This window comes from Photobacterium damselae (genome assembly GCF_003026815.1).
Lineage (GTDB): Bacteria > Pseudomonadota > Gammaproteobacteria > Enterobacterales > Vibrionaceae > Photobacterium > Photobacterium damselae.
Genome location: NZ_PYOG01000078.1, coordinates 1 through 2,439, shown reverse-complemented (window position 1 = coordinate 2,439; position 2,439 = coordinate 1). Strand labels below are relative to the sequence as shown.

Annotated in this window: 2 protein-coding genes; one reads left to right on the top strand and one right to left on the bottom strand. The window is 36.1% G+C overall.

Annotation, left to right across the window (positions count from 1 at the left end; genetic code table 11):
- A partial coding sequence (locus tag CTN07_RS22245) for a toprim domain-containing protein (RefSeq protein WP_146154910.1) occupies positions 1-553 on the top strand: 553 nt, incomplete at its 5' end.
- A 36-nt stretch (positions 554-589) separates the two neighbouring features.
- Here CTN07_RS22245 and CTN07_RS22240 read toward each other — a convergent pair.
- Positions 590-952: a hypothetical protein gene (locus tag CTN07_RS22240; RefSeq protein WP_013404493.1), complete on the bottom strand. Its 363-nt coding sequence runs from the start codon at positions 950-952 to the stop codon at positions 590-592.
- Positions 953-2,439: the final 1,487 nt, after the last annotated feature.

Sequence of the window (2,439 nt, the reverse complement as noted above, 5' to 3'; positions counted from 1 at the left end):
TGGTCTTGAAAATGGAATTTCATTATTGGGATCCAACACACACGATGTTGATATTGTCGCAGTCACTAATGCACATGATTTACGAACGCTCGATACCAAGGCGTTACGTGAGCAAATTATTATCATGACAAGTGAGCATCAATTATCAAATCAAAATTTGATTAGCGATATAACTGATAAATTAACTGCTCAGGGTCATAACATTTCTATTGTAAAAGAAACCATGGATGGATTATCATCTCAAGATATTGGTATATATATCAGTGATAAAGTTAACGATGATATTGCAGAGCTAAAAGGAGAGCATGAGATTGATACTAAGAAAATAGAGCAACTGGTCGATGACATTAGCAAATCACAAGAGTTTAGTGATAAGGAAATAGCATCATTACTTGATGTCATTGAACCAAAAGATATTGAACATGCAAATCATCTCGCTAATGAGACAGTTGATAAATCACTCGCTGAATATGACCTTCATCAGGAGCAAACAGAGAAAGAACTGGCTCAAGAAAAAGAGTTAGAAAAAGAACTTGATTATCCTTTGCTATAATATTAAAGGCAGTCACAATCTTTGTGACTGCCTTTTTTATTCCTTGCCAATAATAAACTTGTGTGACTTTGCTTTCGATTCCTCGCCGAACTTATCGAATTTCACATTAACCATAGCCGCTATATCACTTGGCACTCGAATATTTGGATCGAATGCAGCCATATACATTTGTTTGGTTAGCTTTTCTTGCGTATATTGCGTCGCTAGTATTTCTTCCAGTATTTCACGTGTTGATCTAGTGCTACTATCATTCATTCTTTCTTTTATTGACAAAGCAAATTCAATTAAATCTTTTGTTGCATCTGTTAGTGTCGAAAACTGATTATTCTTTTGATAACTCTCAAGACGAGAATATAACTGTTCAGAAAATGGTAATTGTATTCTAGGATTTCTTGCCATCCCAAACGCTCCAAAATTGTGGTGTAATTGTGGTGTACATGCCTATTTTTAGTGGTGTTATTTCTTACACCACACCATCTCAAGTGTATACCACTTTTACACCACATTCATTTATGTTTTTATAAGTTATTGTTTTTATTTGTACACCATTCTTACACCGCGCGGTGTAAGAATGGTGTAAATATCGCCAATTTTACACTAACATAATGATATATATAGAATTACACCACATTTACACCAAATGGTGTAAATGTGGTGTACACTTTTCATGATACTTTTACGCAACTTTTGAAAATGCCTGAATGATGCGTTTTTCTTTTACAGACAACCACTTATATGTCACCGAACATGTGACGTGGGGTGTCAGGTCTTTCTGAGCTTTCAAAATGCACAGAAGTTAAATAAGTAGGTTTAAGCGGGAAACGGGTTATTTCGCGGGGTTTTCGTTAGGTCAGCGATATAGCGTCTTGGCTTCTCTGTAGGTTAAGGGGGTTAGGTGCAGCTCTTACCGTTAAATAATAAAGGGAATGGATTTCGCCGAATTAAAATGCGATAACTCATCGCGTAGCGATGCTAAGGACGCAAACATATTGGCTAATGGGATAATAGATCTTATGCGTCCGAGCCAGCGATATTAAATAGACCACGAACGGGAAGAGTTAAGGCAATAACAAGATGAGATTTAATACCTCGTTGTTTATGGAGTGACTACCGCCGCCCTGCTAGGCTAAATTGCCATGAGATTAAAATAAGGGAAAGTTTATGCTGTCGTATGACAAGAGAGACGTATCACGAGCACGAAATAGTGAGCAGAAATTAGCTTTAATTTTCCCGTGCTTGTACGGTTACATAGCAAATTAAAGTTAATTTCTGAGAATGCTCTTTTCGGACTTAAAGCGTGTAAGATTTATGTACATATTAATGGGGTTTGTGGAGATATAAAAACCGGACCTACACTGTTAATATGTATATAAATCCTTAGCTTATTGTTTAAAAGTTATATAACAGCGTCATTGGCGAGTTATCCATATATCCATATAAGAGCGTAGGAATAAAAAACCGAAGCGATTTTTGTGGGTATGTGGGTAACTCGCCTTGCATTTCGTTAGGAGCTTGCGAGTATAAGAAATGCTCGTTTAGCGCATGCCATTCTTTATAGAAACACCGAAGTCATAGCGACTTGGCGCATTATTTTGTTATCGTATCATCAATAATAAAATCACTCGTAAAAGCCAAAAGATAACAAAATAATGCGCCCGGATTTTTTAGAAATACAAGGAATAAAAAAGCCTGCATCATAGCAGGCTTAATTTATTGCATTTAGTTTTCTTGCGCTTTAACAGTTTCTAATCGTGGTGTATATCGGTTAAGAGTGTTTTTATCATTCGGGGGTATTTCAATTGAACCGCTAAACACATCATTTATTAAGGTTACATTATTAATAATGAGTTTATCCTCAAGAATTAATTGATTGCCCAAGTGAAGGG

Coding starts and splice junctions, on each gene's coding strand:
- CTN07_RS22240 (WP_013404493.1), bottom strand. CDS start 952: ATGGCAAGAAATCCTAGAATACAATTACCATTTTCTGAACAGTTATAT.